Genomic DNA, 17901 nt, shown 5'->3' with positions numbered 1-17901 from the left:
CAAAAACGGTGCAAACGCCCATCCGGCTGGATGGTTCCACGCCAGAATAACGCAAGGGTGGGACGCGCTCTTATCGAAATGATCAATCAATCTGGCCGGAATTGATCATTGGCAATCACGCTTTGTGGCGCCTAACTGCATGCTTGCAACAAGCCAGGCATGTGCCAGCGTGCCATGCCAGCGTTGCCCGCATGCCTTTTCAACGACCAACCACAAGGAAGTCGAACTCATGTCGATCGTCGGAACCAAGCTCAAGCCGTTCCAGGCCACCGCCTTTGTCCAGGGCAAGTTTGTCGATGTCAGCGATGCTGACGTGCTGGGCAAGTGGGCCGTGTTCTTTTTCTATCCGGCCGATTTCACGTTCGTGTGCCCGACCGAGCTGGAAGACCTTGCCGACAAGTACGAAGAGCTCAAGAGCCTGGGCGTCGAAGTCTATTCGGTGTCGACCGACACGCATTTCAGCCACAAGGCCTGGCACGATTCCTCGCCCGCCATCGGCAAGATCAACTATTACATGCTTGGTGACCAGAACCACAGCATTTCCAACAACTTCGGCATTCTGCGCGAAGGCGTCGGCCTGGCCGACCGCGGTACCTTCGTGGTCGATCCCGATGGCGTGATCCAGCTCGTCGAAATCACCCCCGAGGGTGTGGGCCGCAATGCCACCGAACTGCTGCGCAAGATCAAGGCGGCCAAGTACTGGCGCGAAAACCCCGGCCAGGTCTGCCCGGCCAAGTGGGAAGAAGGCGCCCAGACGCTTGCCCCCTCGATCGATCTTGTCGGCAAGATCTGACGTCTGCCCGACCGTTTACCGGGGTGGGCGCCAAGCCCGCCCCGGACCCGGCGGATGGCCGGCCGGCCGCGACCGCGAATTCGAACGCACCGCTTTTCCGCCGTCCGTACCGCCCTATATCGAAATTCATCGCCCATCCCAGGCGTGAGGCCGTCCATGGCCCCACGCGGCACGCACCCTCCTGCCTGAGAGATTTGTCCCATGCCTGTTCTCGATGTCCCCACCACCGCCCAGCTCAAAGGTCTGCTCGGCAACCTGCGCCGGCCGATCGAACTGATCGCCAGCCTGGACGAAAGCCCCAAATCGCAGGACACGCGCAGCCTGGTCGAAGAGATCGCGGCGTTGAGCGACAAGGTGTCGTTCCGCCTCGACGGGCAGGACGTGCGCCGGCCCAGCTTTGCCATCCGCGGCGACGAAGGTCGTGCCGAGGCGATATTTGCCGGCCTGCCGCTGGGCCATGAATTCACCTCGCTGATCCTGGCGCTGCTGCATGTCGGCGGCCATCCGCCCAAGGAAGATGCAGACCTGCTCGACACGGTACGCGCCCTGGAAGGGCCGCTGCATTTCGAAACGTTCTTCTCGCTGTCGTGCCAGAACTGCCCCGATGTGGTGCAGGCGCTCAACATCATGGCCGCGCTCAACCCGGCCGTGACGCATGTCGCCATCGACGGCGCGCTGTTCCAGGACGAGGTCGAGCGGCGCAAGGTCATGGCCGTGCCCACCGTCTATCTCAACGGCGAAATCTTTGCCCAGGGGCGCATGGACCTGGCCCAGATCGTGGCCAGGCTCGACACCGGCGCCGTGGCCCGCGCGGCGGAAAAGATCGCCGCCAAGGACCCGTTCGACGTTCTGGTGGTCGGCGGCGGCCCGGCCGGTGCGGCGGCCGCGATCTATGCGGCGCGCAAGGGCATCCGCACCGGCGTCGTGGCCGAACGCTTTGGCGGCCAGGTGCTTGACACCATGGGCATCGAGAATTTCATTTCGGTGCCGCATACCGAAGGCCCGAAGCTGGTTGCCCAGCTTGAGCAGCACGTGAAGGATTATGAAGTCGACGTGATGAACGTGCAGGCGGCGATCAAGCTCAAGCCCGCGAATGGCGACGGTTTGCATCACATCGAACTGGCGAGCGGGGCAAGCCTCAAGGCCAGGACGGTGATCCTGTCCACCGGCGCGCGCTGGCGCCAGATCGGCGTGCCGGGCGAAGAGGAATACCGCAACAAGGGTGTCGCCTATTGCCCGCACTGCGACGGTCCGTTGTTCAAGGGCAAGCGCACGGCGGTGATCGGCGGCGGCAATTCTGGCGTCGAAGCCGCGATCGACCTTGCCGGGATCGTGGCCCATGTGACGCTGATCGAATTCGACAACCAGCTGCGGGCCGATGCCGTCCTGCAGAAAAAGCTGCGCAGCCTGCCGAACGTGACGATCGTGACCTCGGCCATGACCACGCAGGTGCTGGGCGACGGCGCCAAGGTGACCGGCCTTGCCTACAAGAACCGCGAAACCGGCGAAGAGCATACGGTGGAACTGGAAGGCATTTTCGTGCAGATCGGCCTGGTGCCCAATACCGAATGGCTCAATGGCAGCATCGCCTTGACCAACCGGGGCGAGATCGAGGTGGACGCACACAATGCCACGAGCCTTGATGGCGTTTTCGCCGCCGGGGATTGCACCACGGTGCCCTACAAGCAGATCGTCATTGCCATGGGCGAAGGCGCCAAGGCCTCGCTTTCCGCGTTCGACTATCTGATCAGGCATTGAAGCCGTTGAAAAGCCCCCTCCTCTTCAGAGGAGGGGGTTTGGGGGTGGTGGAAACCTTGCGCCGGGCATCGCACCACCCCCCGGCCCCCTCCTCTGAAGAGGAGGGGGAGAATGCGGCCAAGCCCACCGCGCAATCGACAGCCTTTTCCGAGCATCCCCTTGCCGCCATCGCCCCGCGCGCTAAGAGCCGGGGGGTGAGCGCATCCATCGTCATCGGCGCCGACGAACGGTCGGGCGCTGCCGTCCGCATCGACGTCGAAGAACTGCTGGCCACGCGCCTTCTGGTGCAGGGCAACAGCGGTTCGGGCAAATCGCACCTGTTGCGCCGGATTCTCGAACAGAGCGCCAGCCTGGTCCAGCAGGTGGTGATCGATCCCGAAGGCGATTTCGTCAGCCTGGCGGCGCCGTTCGGCCATGTGGTGGTGGATGGATCGGCCTATGACGGGGCGGAGATCGTCAAGCTGGCCGCACGCATCCGCCGGCACCGCGCCTCGGTCGTCCTGGCGCTCGACGGGCTGGAACTGGAAGCGCAGATGCGCTGTGCGGCGGTGTTCCTGAACACCCTGTTCGATGCCCCGCGCGAACAATGGTATCCCGCGCTGGTCGTGGTGGACGAGGCGCAAGTGTTTGCGCCAGCCGCCGCGGGCGACGTGGCCGACGACGTGCGGCGCCTGTCGCTGGCGGCGATGACCAACCTGATGTGCCGGGGGCGCAAGCGCGGCCTGGCCGGCATCATCGCCACGCAGCGGCTGGCGAAGCTGGCCAAGAACGTGGCGGCGGAAGCATCGAACTTTCTGATGGGGCGCACGTTCCTGGATATCGATATGGCGCGCGCCGCCGATCTTCTGGGCATGGAACGGCGCCAGGCCGAACAGATCCGCGATCTCGAGCGCGGCCATTTCCTGGCGCTCGGCCCGGCAATCTGCCGGCGCCCGGTGGGCGTGAAAATCGCCGATGTGCAGACCCGCGCCCGCAACGTGGTACACGGCTTGATGCCGATGCCGCATGCCGCCGGCGAGGCGATGGAAGCGTTGCTGATGGCCGAGCCGCTGAGCTTCGAGGCGCTGCCGGCGATGCCGCAGCCCGAGGAAGCCGTGCCCGACAGCGGCGCGCTGATCGAGCGGATCGAAAACAGCGTGCCGGCGGCCGAAGCCGTTGAGCCGCCGGCCGAGCCGCAATTGTTCGCGGCAGAGGAAACCGCGTCTGCCATTGCGGCGATCCTGGCCGAGATGGTGGCCGAGCCCGATTGCACGTTTCAGGCCGCTTCGCAGCTATACCAGGATTTCACCGTGCGGTGCCGGATGCAGCGGCTGGGCCGCGTGGACCTGGATCTGGCGCAGTTCCGCCGCCGTTTCGCCCTGGCCGTGGCCGGCATTCCCGACGATCGCGCCCCACGCTGGCAGAGCGTGCTCAAGCTGGCAGCCAGCGTTGCCGACGATGTGCTGGCGCCGTTCCTGGTGCTGGCCGTGGCCGCTGTGGAGGGGCAGCCGTGCCCGGATGACGAGCGACTGGCCGATATCTATGGCACGCGCAGCCCAGGGCGCATCCGCCGCCTGCTCGATCATCTGGAAAAGAGCGGCCTCATCGTGGTGCGCACCGATTACGGCGGGCGCCGGTCGATCGGCATTCCGGGCCTTGGCATGACAACGGCACCGGTGGATGGCTGACGTTGCATGATGGCCGCGGCGCGAGCGTTTTCGCCCGGCGCATGGCAAAACGATTGCACGCGTTCGGTTCGTATGCCTAATGAACCCGTTACGATAACGGGGCATCGTCTCACGCGCCGGGAAGGGCCTGGTTTTGTCATCCGCAGTCCTCACGCAGCTGTCAACCGGGCCGGCACTGGCGCTGGACGGGCTGGATTCGGTGCTGAGCTTTCAGGTGGGCACCACTAACGCGCTGTGCGTATCGTGGCTGGAACGCCAGTTCGAACCGATGCGGGTTACGCCCAAGCAGATTGCCATTCTCTGGGTCATCAATGCCAACCCCGGCGTCAAGCAAAGCGACCTGTCGCGCTTTTTCAAGATCGAACGCCCGACCGTGCATCAGTTCGTGCGGCAATTGCTGAGCAACGGCTACGTTATCAACGAACCGTGCAAACTCGATCGGCGGGCCGGCGGCCTGTGGGTCACACCGCAAGGACAGATCGTGCTGGCCGAGGCGCGGCGCCTGGTTGCGGCGCAGGACGACGCGCTAACCGCATGCCTTTCCGCCCGGGAACGGTCCGAACTGTTCCGCATCCTGGCCAAGGTCTGCCTGTCGGCGCCATCGCGGGACGGATGAACGGGGCATGCAGCCGCGCGACCCAGGCCGTTCAGCGCCATGTCAGCCGCGTTTACTATATGATCGCGTAAGGGGCGCCGTGTCGGTCGCCTGTCGGAGACCGTCATGAAGCTTGCTTTTCTGGGAATGGCCGTGGGTATCGCTGGCTGGGCCGTGACCGCTGCAGCGGCCGATGGCGATCCGGCGCGGGGCCGCACGGTGGCCGCCCGCTGCCTTGCCTGTCACGATCTCAACACCGGGATGACGCGCGTTGGCCCGTCGTTGAAAGGCGTGTTCGGGCGCCCGGCCGGCAGCATCCCCCGCTATGCCTATTCCGAGGCGATGAAAACGCGGGGCGTGACATGGACGCCCGAAACGCTCGACGCCTATCTCAAAAGCCCGACGACTTATGTCAAAGGCACCAGGATGGCGTTCGTCGGCCTGCCCGATGCGAGGGACCGTGCCGACGTGATCGCCTATCTGCAGCAAGCCACGAAGTAAGCGTCGGGCGCGCGATGGCACTGGCAAAGGGCCGCCGCTGGTGCGCATGGGTGCTGGCAAGCCCGTTCGCCGGGCTGGCCGGCGCCGCCTTGGCAGAGCCCGTGCAACCGATGGCATCGCCCGTCACGCCGTCGGCGCAGGGCGGCACTGCGGTGCCGCTGGAACTGCGGTTCGGTAATCCGCCGGCCTCGGCGCGGCCGCGCGTCCTGTGGCCGTGGCTCGACGGCAACGTCACGACGGATGGCATCGCCAAAGATATCGACTGGATGAGCCGGATGGGGATCGGCGGCCTTCAGGTCTTCGATATCGGGACACCGGTTCCGCCGGTGGTTGATCGCCGCCTGGTGTTCATGACCCCGGAGTGGAAAGCGGCGATCCGCTTTGCTGCCCATCGCGCCGATGCGCGCGGGCTGGAACTGGCGATTGCGTCATCGCCCGGGCTCTCGTCGACCGGTGGGCCCTGGGTCTCGCCGGCCGATGCCTTGAAGAAGCTGGTGTGGAGCGAAACCCTGATAGCCGATGGCGCCGCTCTCGCCGGGCCACTGCCCATGCCGCAAGCGACGCTGCCAACGATGCCGTCAACGACACCGCAGCCGGCGTTTCATGCCGATGTCGCGGTCGTGGCGGTGCCGGTCGATCCGGCCGGGTCCGCGCCGATGGTCAGCGGGCCAGATGCGGCGCGCGTTGTCATCCTGACGGACAGGCTGCGCGCCGACGGCACGCTGGACTGGACACCGCCCCCAGGCGGCGCCTGGCGCATCCTGCGCTTTGGTGCCGGCCTTGTCGGCACTACCAACCGCCTTGCGATGCCCGCGGCGACGGGTCTTGAAGTGGACATGCTCGATGGCGCGGCGGTGCGGCGCTATATGATGCGTTACCTCGCGCTCTATCGCGATGCGGCGGGCGCCGATCTTTTCGGACGGCGCGGAGTTACGGCCTTTTCCGTCGGCCCGATCGCGGTGGATGGAGCCAACTGGACGCCCCGGATGATCGACCAGTTCATCCGGCTGCGCGGTTACGATCCCCGGCCGTGGCTGCCGGTCCTGGCCGGAGTGCCGATCGGCGCGCGCGGGGATGCCGACCGCTTTCGGGATGATTGGCGGCGGACCCTGGCAGACCTGCTCGCCTCGGAACACGATGGCATGATCGCGCAGATTGCGCACGAAAACGGCCTGAAAGTCTATGCCCAGGCATTGGCGCGCGCTCGCCCGACGCCGGGCGACGAAATGGCGATGCGGGTACGCATCGACGTGCCGATGGCCGCCCTGTCAAGGTTCGACCGCAAGGCCGGACCCGATCCCGCCGATCTGGCCGATATCAGGGGAGCCGCCTCGGTCGCGCATATCTATGGCCAGAATCTGGCGGCGGCCGCTCTGCCGCGCTCGACGCTGGCGCCCTGGGCCGAGGCGCCGGCAGACCTGCGCCGCATTGTCGATCTGGCTTTCGTGAACGGGGTCAACCGGCCGGTGATCGATGCTTCTGTCCACCAGCCGGCGGACGGCAGGCTGCCAGGTCTGGCGGTGGACGGCGCGGGGCAGTTCTTCAACCGGCACGAAACCTGGGCGGACATGGCGCGGCCTTGGGTCGATTACCTGGCGCGTAGTGCCCTGCTGTTGCAACAGGGGCGCAATGTGGCCGATGTCGCCTATTTCTATGGCGAGGATCAGTCGCTGGCCGGGCTTTACGGCAAGGCATGGGTTGCGGACGCGCCACGGGCCAACGGGTATGATTTCATCAACGCCGATGTGCTGGCCGGGGTGTTGCTCAACCAGGGTAACGCGCTCGTCAGCCAGGGCGGGGCGCGCTATCGCGCGGTCTACCTGGGAGGCACTTCGCGGATGATGACGCTCAGGACGTTGCGCCGGCTGGCGGAACTGGTCGATGGCGGGGCAAGCATCATCGGGCCGGCGCCGCGAGGTTCGCCCTCGCTGGATGACGGGCAAGGCACCAGGGCGGCCGAATGGCGCCAACTGGTGGCGCGCCTGTGGCCGGGCGGCGACGATGCCCTGGTCGGCAAAGGGCGCGTGATCGCATTGGCCGATGTCGATGCCGGCCTGGTGCGCCTGGGCGTGGCGCCCGATTTCCGCCTGCGCGGGGCGGGCGATGCGCAGGTGCCGTTTGTTCACCGCCAACTGGCAGATGGAGAAATATGGTTTCTGGTCAATCGCTTGAACCGTGAGGAGGTGTTCGAAGGCCACTTCCGCGTGACGGGCAGGCAACCAGAATTGTGGCATGCCGACAGCGGCAGGATGGAGCCCGTCAGCTATCGCAGCGAGAATGGTGAAACGATCGTGCCGCTGCGTCTGGCGCCGGAATCGTCGGTCTTCGTCGTTTTCCGCAAGGCTGGCACGGCCAGCCATGCCGAGGTGCCGGCCGCCCGCGACGTTCCGCTGGGAGAGATCGCCGGCGCGCCGCGTTCGGGTGGCTGGAGCGTGACATTCGAAGCGGGGCGGGGGGCGCCGGCCAGCCTGACGCTGCCGGCGCTGACGCGTTTCGATCGGCATGAAAATCCCGGGGTGCGCTATTTTTCGGGCATCGCGACTTATAGCCGCACGTTCCGCGTTCCCAGGGGATGGCAACCACGGGGCAGGCAGGTCCGGCCGCTATGGCTTGATCTCGGGGAAGTGCACGATATCGCGCAGGTGACGGTCAATGGCCATGACCTTGGCACGCAATGGCATGCGCCCTATCGCTTCGATCTAGGTGCCGCGGTGCGGAACGGCACCAACACCATCACGGTGCGCGTGGCCAACGGGTGGGCCAACCGGCTGATTGGGGATGCCCAGCCGGGCGCTGCACAAGTGACCTGGACCGCCGTTCCCGCCTATGGTGCCGATGCCCCGCTGCGCCCTGCGGGCCTGGTCGGCCCGGTCGTGCTGGGCACGACGCGCTGAATCCTTGCGGCGTTGCCCGGCCGGGCAGGCGGCCTGGCAATGCCCACCGGATATTCAAGTTGCTGCGTTGACATTCGGCTGCAACGGGCTTTTTGTAGGATCATGCTTTCGCAAAAAACGCGATATACGATCCGCGCGCTGCAGCATTTGGCCGATACGTTCGGCCATGGTCCGGTGCGGCTTGACGCGATTGCCGAGGCGCAGAATATCCCGCGCAAGTTCCTGACCGTGATCCTTTCGGAAATGGCGCGCGAAGGCGTGGTCGTTTCGCAGCGCGGGCGCGACGGCGGCTATGAACTGGCATTGCCGCCGGTGGACATCCGCTATGGCGATATCATCCGGCTGACTCGCGGCAGCCTGGCGCTGGTGCCCTGCGCCAGCCGCAACGCGCACGAACATTGCGCCAATTGCCTGCCCGAGGCCGAATGCCGCCTGCGCGGGCTGATGATCCGCCTGCGTGACGAGATGGCGGATATGCTCGACAAGGTGACGCTGGCCGACGCGATCGACCTGGTGCCCCCGTTCGACGAGGCTGTCGGCGCCTGATCCCCCCGCGCGACGCCCCTTGCCGCGGGTGCTTCGCCACATCCGTGCAATCGACAGCAACTTTCGCGCGACGGTTCAACCTTCGCTTGGCGAGTGCCGAGGCGCTGGTTATAGGACGGCGCATGACCCTTCCTGTTTCCGGCCGCAGCACGCTGCGCATCGCCATCCTTGCCGCCGCCACCGTTGCCCTGGGCCTGACCGCGGGCTGTGGCGGTGGCAGCAAGGCCAAGAAGGACGTGGCCTATGTGGCCCGCGATGTGGACACGCTGTACATGACGGCCAAGGACCGGCTGGACAAAGGCGATGCCAAGCAGGCCGCCGCGCTGTTCGACGAAGTGGAGCGTCAGCACCCCTATTCGCCGTGGGCACGCCGTGCGCAGCTGATGGGTGCGTTCAGCTATTACGTGGCGCGCGACTATGCCAAGTCGGTCCAGACCGCGCAGCGCTTCCTGTCGATCCACCCCGGCAACAAGGACGCGCCCTACGCCTATTATCTGGTAGCGCTGTGTTATTACGAGCAGATCAGCGACGTGACGCGCGACCAGAAGATCACCCAGCAGGCCTTGACCGCGCTGACCGAAGTGATCCGCCGCTATCCCAATACCGATTACGCCACCGATGCCCGCCTCAAGCTTGACCTGGTGAACGACCACCTGGCCGGCAAGGAAATGGAAGTGGGCCGTTTCTATGAAAGAAGCGGCAAATGGCTGGCCGGCACCCTGCGCTTTCGCGTGGTGATCGACAAGTACCAGACCACAAGCCACACGGCCGAGGCGCTGTTCCGCCTGGTCGAATGCTATCTGGCCCTGGGCATTCGCGACGAGGCGCAGAAAGCCGCCGCCGTTCTGGGCAGCAACTATCCCGGCAGCGAATGGTACAAGCGCGCGTTCAAGCTGATGAACGCTAAGGGCGACGATATCACCGCGGCTTGATTTAAGGTCGTTGCGGACGGAGAAGAGAGCCCGCGCGCCAGGCGGATCGGTAGACGTGAATTTGCCGGCATGGCCGACCTGCATTGATCCGGACGGACGAGCAGCGATATTTCCCTGAACGCGCGTCCCGATCTTGCCGCCCCGGCATAATCCTGAGTCAGTCGGAGCAGCGGGACACCGACGCGATCGTTGGCCAAGATTCTGTACAAGCGCGCCTTTATCGAGACCGGGGTGGCATACGGTTATGCCGCGCCACCGGCAGCGACGTGCCCGCGGTTGAAATGGCGCTTGCGGCCGGCGCGTACGCCAAGAATCGCGATATCAATATTGCGAGTAGTTTGCATTTGCGTTAGACGCGGCCTCCCAACCAGAGGATACCATGCGTCAGATCGTGAAATGTGGGTTGCTTGCCTCCACCCTGTTCATTGGCCCGGCCGCCTTTGCCGAAACCACTTCCCCCCTTCCCGGAAGCATGGAAGGCGAAGAGATCGTGATTACCGCGACGCGTTCGGGCGCCTCGATCGAGCAGTTGCCCATTTCGGTTTCGGTGGTGGACGAAAAAGCGGTGGGCGACCAGTTGCGGCAGAACCGCAACATCCTCTCCGGGCTGGAATTCATCGTTCCGGGTCTCAGCGTTCAGGACAGCGAGAGCCGTAGCAGTTGCAGCAGCGCCATTCGCGGCCGCACCGCCTCGTTCCAGATCAATGGGGTGCCCGTCAACGAGGACCTGCGGCCCGGATCGTGCACCGGTCCGTTCACTATCTCGCCCTTTTCGGTGGAGCGCGTGGAAGTGGTGCGGGGCGGCACGGCGCTTTATGGCGCGGGCGCGCCGGGCGGCATCATCAATCTGATCACGCGCCGCGCCAAAAGCGATCGCCTGGAAGTGGACGCGACGGCGCAGACAAGTTTCAATACGGCAAAGGCCCGGGATACGTTCACGACAGATCTCTACGCCGGGATCGGGCAAAAGCGCGGCAGGTTCGATTATTATCTGGGCGCGGCCTATACCGACGGTGGGCGGGTGCGCAGCGCCAGCGGCGCGCCGGTCTATTCCGGGGCTTACAAGTCGTTAGATCTGCTGGGCTCGTTCGGGCTGGACCTCGGCGCCGGGCAGGAATTGCGCTTTACCGGCACGTTTCACAACGAGGATGTCGGTCCGCAGTTCTATCCCGATGGCACGATAAACCCCGCCAACGGCCTGTCCAGCGTCGTCGAAGTCGCACCGCATCCCCAGGTCGATCAGGGGCGGGATCGCAATGTGACGATGTCGCTCGGTTATCGCCATCCCCACCTGCTGGGGCATGATGTATCGCTCAGCCTGTTCTGGCAGGACCAGTCGATCAAGCAGCGCGACAATTTCTATTCGGCCGCCGACGGCAACGATTTCTTCGCATCGAACCGCAAGAACAGCCGCCTGGGCTTTCGCTCCGCGCTGACGCGCAGCTATGCCGTTGCCGGCGCAAGCCTCAAGACCACGTACGGCTTCGACTTCACCCGCAACGACTTCCTTCGCTTTATCGTCGATGCGGCCAATGGCGAAAAGGTCACCGGCTACATAACACCGTCCTTCTATCTCAACACGTATGCGCCCTTTGCCCAGTTGGAATTCGTTGCAGGCCGGTTCACCGTAACGGGCGGGGTGCGGGGCGAATGGTATCGCGGCGCGATAAAGCGGGAGGGCTACGACCCCGCAATTTCGCGCGCGGCAACGCCCGGTGCCTTTGGCAAATCCGATCTGGCGCTGTGGAATGCCGGCGCAGTCTATGCGCTGACCCCGGCAATCCAGCTTTACGCCAGCTTCAGCCAGGGCGCCGAGTTGACCCAACTGGGCCGCGCGGCCCGGGGCGCGACCAATCCGGCGCTGGTGTCCGTCGAACCGGCAACATCCGATCAATATGAAGCCGGCCTGCGCGGCCGCGCCGGGCCTGTCACGTTCGGGCTGGCCGGATACTATTCGCGTTCGAGTTCGTCTTCGCAGGTTCAGCCCGATCCCAGCTGCGCGGGCGAAAGTTTCTGCCCGCTGATCCCCCTGCGCGTGCCGCAGCGTTTCCACGGAATCGAAGCCAACGCCAGTTGGAAAGCCGCCCAGAACCTTACCCTGGCAGGCGTGTTTACGCTGCAGCGGGGCAAGGTCTTCGACGAGGATCTTGGCCGCTTCGTTGCCTATGGCACGGATGTGGCCGTGCCGTTGCGCGTCACCGGGCGGGCGGAGTGGCAGCCGGTCAAGCCGCTGTCCGTCAATTTCCAGCTCACCCACTATGGCGCTTCGTCGTTCTTCAGTCCCGGCGAGGAGGCGGTCGGTTTTGTCGATACCGCGGCCGTCACGCTGGCGAGCGGCAGCATCCGCTATCGCCTGGGGCCGGTCGATCTCTATGTGGCCGCCGACAATCTGTTCAACAAGAGCTATGTCAGCGTTGCCAACCAGGTTCAGGGGCAGGGCGGTTTCACCTATATGGAAGCCGCAGGCCGTAGAGTGACGCTGGGTGTCGGCGGCCGCTTCTGACACCGCGGCGCGCAGCGGGAAGGCCCAGCGCCGCAAGCCGGCGCCGCTGGCCTTCTGGCTGCATTCGCTGATTGGGCTGAAACTGAGCCTGTTGCTGGGCTTCGTCTGCCTGACCGGCACGATCGCCACGGTCAGCCACGAGATCGAATGGCTGTACAAGCCCGCCGTCCGTGCCACGATCGTGGACCGCGCGCCGGACTGGGGCCGGATGTGGGATGCGGCCCGGCGTGCCTATCCGGCCGCCGCGCTCCACGGCATCGGATCCTATGACCGCAACGATGCGCCCTATTTCGTCAAATCCGTAGCGGCGACCGATGCGATGGGCAGGGACTTTACCATCTATGTCGATCCCGGCACGGCCCGGGTGACCGGGCACGAATATGGTCGCAGCTTCCAGGACGCCATGCGGGCGCTGCACTATTACCTGTTCCTGCCCGGGCGCCTGCCGGTCTATTTCGTCACGTCGCTGGGCTTCGTGCTGATGCTCTCGCTGGCGACGGGTCTGATCGTCTATCGCAAATTCTGGCGCGGATTCTTTCGCAGGCCGCGCTGGAACAGAAACGCGCGCACGTGGGTGGGCGATCTGCACCGGCTGGCGGGGCTGTGGGCCGCGTGGTTCGTTGCGATCATCGGGTTGACCGCGATCTGGTACTTCGCGGAACATGCCGGGGTGGAGTGGAATACCCCCCCGCCCGTGGCGACGCGCATGGCCGGGCAGATCGTCACGGGTGATCAGGTTCGTCGTTGGACCGGGCTGGCGCGGCGTGCGATGCCCGGCTTGGCGATCACCGCCGTCACCCTGCCATACGCGCCCGGCGATCCGGTCATCGTGCAGGGGCAATGGCAGGCCGTGCTGGTGCGCGAGCGGACCAACGCGGTGTTCATCGATCCGGTGACGAACGCGGTGCTGGGACAGCGCGTGGCCCATGCGCTGGGCGCGGGCGAGCGTATCGTCCACACCGCCGATCCCCTGCATTTCGGTACGTTCGGCGGACTTGCCACCAAACTGGTGTGGTTCCTGTTCGGCCTGCTGCTGGTGGGCATGTGCGCCAGCGGCGCCTATATCCACGTCAGGCGGATGCGCCAGGCGCTGGGCAGGGGCCATGCCGCGTTCGGCTATCTGGGCGCCTGGAAATGGCCAAGCCTGGCGATCGTGACTCTGGTTCCGGCCATCGCCTTTCTGTTCTGGTAGAGCGATGGCGTGATCCGCCCGTGGCCGGGCGGGGCGCTCGATCAGGCGGCGCGCGGAATCCTTCCGCCGGCAGCGGTGGCCAGCGCCATCTCGAACTGGTCGGTCGCCGCTTCCCACGAATAGCTGGCGCCATAGGCGGCGGCATCGGCGCGGCTGCAGGCCAGAGCCTGGCTGATGGCCTGGGCCAGGTCCTGGTGGCAGGCGCCGACCGGGCGGGGCAGGGTTCCCTGCGCACCCAGGCCATCAAGGCCGACAACGTCGAGCGGCCCGTCCACGGGAAAGGCTGCCACGGGCACGCCGCAAGCCATGGCCTCGATCATGACGAGGCCGAACGTATCGGTGCGGCTGGGAAAGACGAAGCAATCGGCGGCGTTATAGGCCTGGGCCAGCGCCACGCCGGAAAGTGCCCCGGTGAAACGGGCACCGGGATAGCGGGCTTTGAGCATGGCCAGATCCGGCCCGTCGCCCACCACCACTTTGCTGCCGGCCACCGGGCAATCGAGAAACGCGCCCAGATTCTTCTCCACTGCCACGCGGCCGACATAAAGCAGCACCGGGCCGGGCAGGGCGGCAAGCTGCGGCAGCGGCTGATGGCCGGGATGGAACAATTCGGCATCGATCCCGCGCGACCACAGCCGGGTCTGCCGGATGCCATGTCCGGCCAGTTCGCGCGCCAGGCTGGGCGTGGAAACCAGCACCGCGGCGCTGCGCGCATGAAAGCGGCGCATCAGCGGCCAGAACGTATCGGCGCTCAACCCCGTGCGCATGGCGGCGTAATCGGGAAAACGGGTGTGGAAAGCGCTGGTGAAGGGCGTGCCGGTGGATTTGCACCAACTGCGCGCCGCCCAGCCGATCGGCCCTTCCGTAGCGATATGAACGATGTCAGGCGCGAAATCGTGCAGCGTGCGCCGCGTGCCGAAGCGCGGTGCCATCGCCAGGCGTATTTCACCATAGCCGGGCAGCGCGCAGGTGCGAAACTGCTGGGGGGTAAGCAGTTCGACCACGTGTCCGCGGGCGCGCAGATGGGTGACCGTGGTGGTCAGCGTGCGGACCACGCCGTTGACCTGCGGGGTCCAGGCATCGGTCGCCAGGGCAATGCGCATCAAACGGCTTCCACCGGCGCCGGGCCGGTCAGTTCCGGCAGGGCGGTGGGGACGAACGCTGCGTGCTTCTTCTGTTCTTCCACCCAGTCCACAATGCTCATCGCGCCATTGAGATCTTCGACCAGCGCGGTGCAGCTTTCCACCCAGTCGCCATCGTTGTAATAGGTGACATCGCCGATCTGGCGGATTTCGGCGCAGTGGATGTGGCCGCAAACCACGCCATCCACGCCCATGTCGCGCGCGGCGTGGGCCACGGCTTCCTCGAAATCGCAGATGAACTGCACCGCGTTCTTCACGCGTTTCTTCATGTAGGCCGAAAGCGACCAGTAGGGCATGTTGAATTGCCGGCGCACCAGGTTGACCCAGCGATTGGCGCGCAGCAGCACCGCATAGGCCGTGTCGCCAAGGAACGCGAGCCAGCGGGCATAGAGCACGACGCCGTCGAACCCGTCGCCATGGGTGACGAGCAGGCGGCGGCCGTCTGCCGTTTCGTGGATAGTGTCGAGGGCCAGCTCCACCCCGCCGAAGGTCATGCCGGCATAGGGGCGCAGCATTTCGTCATGGTTGCCCGCGATCAGCACCACGCGCGTGCCGCGATGGGCCATCTTGAGTACCCGGCGCACCACTTCGTTGTGGGCATCGGGCCAGTACCACCCGCGCGAAAGTCGCCAGCCATCGACGATATCGCCGACGAGGTAGAGCGTCTCGCATTCGATCGAGGCCAGGAAATCGAGCAGCATGTCGGCATTGCAGCCGCGCGTGCCCAGGTGAAGATCGGAAATCCATACCGTGCGTACCCGCCGCTTGGGCCGGAAACCGCGCGGTTCGGGCAGATCAAGCCAGTCCGGGGCGCCCTTGATCCATTCACTGACGGGGGCAAAGCTGCGTTCGCTTGGGCGGTCCATGACCCGATCCCTTCCTGTGCTGCCATTGTCTTGCGACTCTCATGCCATCGTCACATTGCGACGAAACGACACAGTGTCATCGATGTGAAACAAGACGTGAACGAGGCCGGTGACGGGGCAGGTGACGGCCGCGCTGCAAAGCGCTAGGAAACGGTGATGCTGACCGGGCTTTCCATCCGCAATGTCGTTCTGATCGAGGCGCTGGACCTGGCGTTTCCCGGCGGTCTCGGGGTTTTGACCGGCGAAACCGGGGCCGGCAAATCGATCCTGCTGGATTCGCTGGGGCTGGTTCTGGGCGACCGGGCCGACAGCGGCCTGGTGCGCGCGGGGGAAGACCTGGCGAGCGTGACCGCCACGTTCGAGTTCGGGCAGCGTCCCGATGGCATCGAGGCCATGCTGGCAGAGGCCGCGATCGACTGGGAACCGGGCGAACCGCTGCTGGTGCGCCGCCGCCTGCGCGCCGATGGCGGCAGCCGGGCCTATGTCAACGATCAGCCTGTTGGCGTGGCGCTGCTGCGCGAACTGGCACGGTTCCTGGTGGAATTGCACGGGCAGCACGACGATCGCGGGCTGGTCAATGCGCGCGGGCACCGCGCACTGCTCGATCGCTATGCGCGCGCCGATGCGGCCGCCGTGGCGCGGGCCTGGGACGTCTGGCGCCACGCCGAACAGGCGCTGGCCGAGGCGCGCGCCCGCGTTGCCAGCGCGGCGGCCGAGCAGGATCTGATCGCGGCGCATCTTGCCGAGCTTGATGCGCTGAGGCCGGTTGCGGGGGAGGAAGAGGAACTCGCCCTGCAGCGCGCGGCCATGCAGAAGGGCGAGAAGCTTTCGGGCGATCTGGGCGAATTGCAGCATTTGTGGACCGGGTCGGACGCCCCCCTGGCGCAGTTGCGGGGCGCCGCGCGGCGGCTGGATCGCATTGCCGGCGAACACCCCCTCCTGGCCGAGGCGCTCGACGCGCTGGACCGCGCGGTGATCGAGGCGGGTGAGGCCGAAGACAAGCTGGCGGCGGCGGCCGAAGCGCTGGCGCACGATCCGCAGATGCTCGACCGGATCGAGACGCGGCTGTTCGATCTGCGCGCCGCCGCGCGCAAGCATGGCTGCGCGGTCGATGATCTGCCGGCCCGGCAGGAGGCTTTGCGGGCCGCGTTGCAATCGATCGAGGGTGGCGAGGCACAGATTGCCGGCCAGGCCCGCGCGGCGATGGAGGCCGGCCTGGATTACCGGGCCAAGGCCGAAGCGCTTTCGGTGCAGCGGGCCGAGGCGGCGCGCCGGCTGGACAAGGCCGTGGCAGCCGAACTGGCTCCGTTGCGGCTGGATGCGGCGCGGTTTCACACCGCCGTGGTGCGCCTGCCCGAGGACCGCTGGAGCGGGCAGGGGATGGATGCGGTGGAATTCCTGATTTCCACCAACCCCGGCAGCGATTTCGCACCACTGGGCAAGATCGCTTCGGGCGGGGAGCTTTCGCGCTTCATCCTGGCGTTGAAAGTGGCGCTGGCCGAGGAAGGGGGCGCGGCCACGGTCATTTTCGACGAGATCGACCGCGGCGTTGGCGGCGCCGTGGCGAGCGCCATCGGCGAACGGCTGGCGCGGCTGGCGCGGGGCGGGCAACTGCTGGCCGTGACGCACAGCCCCCAGGTGGCGGCGCGCGGCGACGTGCATTACCTGATCGCCAAATCGAGCGAGGGCACGGTGACACGCACATCGGTGACGATGCTCGATGCAGCCGGTCGCCGCGAGGAAATCGCCCGGATGCTGTCGGGTGCGGAAGTCACCAGGGAAGCCCGCGCACAGGCCAGGCGTTTGTTGGAACAGGCGTGACCGAGCCGCTCGATCGGCCGGTCTGGCATGCCTTGAACGGGCCGCAACGGGCGCTTGCGCGCTGGGCCGGAAGCGGCGCCTGCCGGATCGATCCCGGTTATGGCCCTTTCGCGGCTGCCGCGCCGGGCATGGAGGACAGGCTTGCTACATTGCTGAGCGGGCCCGATGACGCGCTCTGGATGGTGGAACCGCAGGCCGTGTCTGCGCCCCCGGGGCTCGTGGTGCGCCGTGCCGCGCCGCTCGTCCAGATGGTGGCAGAGCGTATCGTGCGCCGGCACGGGCATGCGGGCGGCGCCGACGAACCGGTGATCGTCCCGCTGCGCAAGGCCGACGTGCCGGCGATGACGGCCCTGGCGCTCGCGACGCGACCTGGGCCGTGGGGGCCGGACACCTGGCGATACGGTCGGTTCTACGGCATTTTCGCGGACGGGCGGCTGGCCGCAATGGCGGGCGAGCGAATGCGCCCCGCGCCCGGCCTGGCCGAAGTGAGCGGCGTTGCCACCTGGCCCGAATTTCGCGGGCGTGGCTGGGCCGCGCGGCTGATCGTGCGGGTGATGGAGGGACTGCTGGAACGGGGGGACATGCCGTTCCTGCACAGCTATGTGGAGAATGCGGCAGCGATCCAGCTTTACGAAACGCTGGGATTTCGTATCCGCCGCCAGGTCTGTGCAACGGTGATCGGAAAGTAGCC

At 66.1% G+C, this 17901-nt stretch carries 14 protein-coding genes; 12 read left to right on the top strand and 2 right to left on the bottom strand.

Going from position 1 to position 17901, the window contains the following annotated elements; translation table 11 throughout:
• Window positions 1-229 precede the first annotated feature (229 nt).
• The 10 genes from ahpC to AC3EDY_RS01590 all read left to right on the top strand — a co-directional run bounded on the left by ahpC (window position 230) and on the right by AC3EDY_RS01590 (window position 13381).
• On the top strand, window positions 230-793 hold the full coding sequence (gene ahpC / locus AC3EDY_RS01635; RefSeq protein WP_488570697.1) for an alkyl hydroperoxide reductase subunit C: 564 nt from the start codon (window positions 230-232) through the stop codon (window positions 791-793).
• Between the two features lie 201 nt (window positions 794-994).
• Window positions 995-2551 carry an alkyl hydroperoxide reductase subunit F gene (gene ahpF / locus AC3EDY_RS01630; RefSeq protein ID WP_488570696.1) on the top strand — a complete coding sequence of 519 codons (1557 nt, stop codon included), beginning with the start codon at window positions 995-997 and terminating at the stop codon, window positions 2549-2551.
• Between the two features lie 194 nt (window positions 2552-2745).
• Complete coding sequence (locus AC3EDY_RS01625; protein WP_488570695.1) at window positions 2746-4218, top strand: helicase HerA domain-containing protein; 1473 nt, start codon at window positions 2746-2748, stop codon at window positions 4216-4218.
• Window positions 4219-4351: 133 nt separating this feature from the next.
• Window positions 4352-4834, top strand: coding sequence for a MarR family winged helix-turn-helix transcriptional regulator (locus AC3EDY_RS01620; protein WP_488570694.1), 483 nt, complete (start codon window positions 4352-4354; stop codon window positions 4832-4834).
• Between the two features lie 105 nt (window positions 4835-4939).
• On the top strand, window positions 4940-5314 hold the full coding sequence (locus AC3EDY_RS01615) for a c-type cytochrome (RefSeq protein ID WP_488570693.1): 375 nt from the start codon (window positions 4940-4942) through the stop codon (window positions 5312-5314).
• A 14-nt stretch (window positions 5315-5328) separates the two neighbouring features.
• Window positions 5329-8208 carry a glycosyl hydrolase gene (locus AC3EDY_RS01610; RefSeq protein ID WP_488570692.1) on the top strand — a complete coding sequence of 960 codons (2880 nt, stop codon included), beginning with the start codon at window positions 5329-5331 and terminating at the stop codon, window positions 8206-8208.
• Between the two features lie 102 nt (window positions 8209-8310).
• On the top strand, window positions 8311-8754 hold the full coding sequence (locus tag AC3EDY_RS01605) for an RrF2 family transcriptional regulator (RefSeq protein WP_488570691.1): 444 nt from the start codon (window positions 8311-8313) through the stop codon (window positions 8752-8754).
• A 122-nt stretch (window positions 8755-8876) separates the two neighbouring features.
• Window positions 8877-9686, top strand: coding sequence for an outer membrane protein assembly factor BamD (locus tag AC3EDY_RS01600; RefSeq protein WP_488570690.1), 810 nt, complete (start codon window positions 8877-8879; stop codon window positions 9684-9686).
• Between the two features lie 379 nt (window positions 9687-10065).
• Window positions 10066-12189, top strand: coding sequence for a TonB-dependent receptor (locus AC3EDY_RS01595; RefSeq protein ID WP_488570689.1), 2124 nt, complete (start codon window positions 10066-10068; stop codon window positions 12187-12189).
• The gene (locus AC3EDY_RS01590; RefSeq protein WP_488570688.1) at window positions 12170-13381 is read left to right on the top strand and encodes a PepSY-associated TM helix domain-containing protein; all 1212 of its coding nucleotides are present in this window, start codon (window positions 12170-12172) and stop codon (window positions 13379-13381) included. The genes AC3EDY_RS01595 and AC3EDY_RS01590 overlap by 20 nt, the downstream gene beginning before the upstream one ends.
• 41 nt (window positions 13382-13422) lie before the next feature.
• Here the strand turns inward: AC3EDY_RS01590 and AC3EDY_RS01585 are convergent, their stop codons facing one another.
• On the bottom strand, window positions 13423-14484 hold the full coding sequence (locus AC3EDY_RS01585) for a glycosyltransferase family 4 protein (RefSeq protein WP_488570687.1): 1062 nt from the start codon (window positions 14482-14484) through the stop codon (window positions 13423-13425).
• Window positions 14484-15389, bottom strand: a complete 906-nt coding sequence (locus AC3EDY_RS01580) for a UDP-2,3-diacylglucosamine diphosphatase (RefSeq protein WP_488570686.1) — start codon at window positions 15387-15389, stop codon at window positions 14484-14486. The genes AC3EDY_RS01585 and AC3EDY_RS01580 overlap by 1 nt, the downstream gene beginning before the upstream one ends.
• A gap of 156 nt (window positions 15390-15545) precedes the next feature.
• On the opposite strand from AC3EDY_RS01580, the gene recN reads away from it, so the two are divergent.
• Entirely contained in the window at window positions 15546-17210 is a 1665-nt protein-coding gene (recN, locus tag AC3EDY_RS01575) for a DNA repair protein RecN (protein WP_488570685.1), read from the top strand.
• Entirely contained in the window at window positions 17207-17899 is a 693-nt protein-coding gene (locus AC3EDY_RS01570; protein WP_488570684.1) for a GNAT family N-acetyltransferase, read from the top strand. The genes recN and AC3EDY_RS01570 overlap by 4 nt, the downstream gene beginning before the upstream one ends.
• Window positions 17900-17901: the final 2 nt, after the last annotated feature.

The organism is Novosphingobium sp. DS6-6 (assembly GCF_057784975.1).
This window is presented reverse-complemented; position numbering and strand designations above follow the sequence as displayed.

What these genes read in the sequence shown, in the direction of transcription:
- AC3EDY_RS01605 (WP_488570691.1), top strand. Translation starts at nt 8,311, where the DNA reads ATGCTTTCGCAAAAAACGCGATATACGATCCGCGCGCTGCAGCATTTG.
- ahpF (WP_488570696.1), top strand. Translation starts at nt 995, where the DNA reads ATGCCTGTTCTCGATGTCCCCACCACCGCCCAGCTCAAAGGTCTGCTC.
- AC3EDY_RS01600 (WP_488570690.1), top strand. Translation starts at nt 8,877, where the DNA reads ATGACCCTTCCTGTTTCCGGCCGCAGCACGCTGCGCATCGCCATCCTT.
- ahpC (WP_488570697.1), top strand. Translation starts at nt 230, where the DNA reads ATGTCGATCGTCGGAACCAAGCTCAAGCCGTTCCAGGCCACCGCCTTT.
- AC3EDY_RS01610 (WP_488570692.1), top strand. Translation starts at nt 5,329, where the DNA reads ATGGCACTGGCAAAGGGCCGCCGCTGGTGCGCATGGGTGCTGGCAAGC.
- AC3EDY_RS01615 (WP_488570693.1), top strand. Translation starts at nt 4,940, where the DNA reads ATGAAGCTTGCTTTTCTGGGAATGGCCGTGGGTATCGCTGGCTGGGCC.
- AC3EDY_RS01585 (WP_488570687.1), bottom strand. Translation starts at nt 14,484, where the DNA reads ATGCGCATTGCCCTGGCGACCGATGCCTGGACCCCGCAGGTCAACGGC.
- recN (WP_488570685.1), top strand. Translation starts at nt 15,546, where the DNA reads ATGCTGACCGGGCTTTCCATCCGCAATGTCGTTCTGATCGAGGCGCTG.
- AC3EDY_RS01595 (WP_488570689.1), top strand. Translation starts at nt 10,066, where the DNA reads ATGCGTCAGATCGTGAAATGTGGGTTGCTTGCCTCCACCCTGTTCATT.
- AC3EDY_RS01580 (WP_488570686.1), bottom strand. Translation starts at nt 15,389, where the DNA reads ATGGACCGCCCAAGCGAACGCAGCTTTGCCCCCGTCAGTGAATGGATC.